Genomic DNA, 226 nt, shown 5'->3' on the forward strand with positions numbered 1-226 from the left:
TCACATCTGCATGGTTTTCTTCCGCATATCTTACAATCGCACCTGCAATCTTTTTGCCCAGTTCTGTATTCAGACGTTTCGTATATGCCCATCTTCCCTGTGTCTGCGCAGAACCATGTTCCCTCTGGGATCTGCGGATCCGTCTCAGTGTGCGGTACATCCGGTCTTTTTCACTGGGATGATCTATGAATTTTCTTCCCAGGACAGTTCCGTCTGCCCGCATGAT

1 pseudogene is annotated in these 226 nt (G+C 48.7%); it reads right to left on the reverse strand.

What is annotated here, in order from left to right:
* Positions 1 to 226, reverse strand: a pseudogene (locus LJE12_RS19930) (IS200/IS605 family accessory protein TnpB-related protein); the annotation flags it as partial.

Origin of the sequence: Blautia sp. DFI.6.71 (assembly GCF_020593585.1) — a bacterium.
GTDB classification, from domain to species: domain Bacteria; phylum Bacillota; class Clostridia; order Lachnospirales; family Lachnospiraceae; genus Blautia_A; species Blautia_A wexlerae.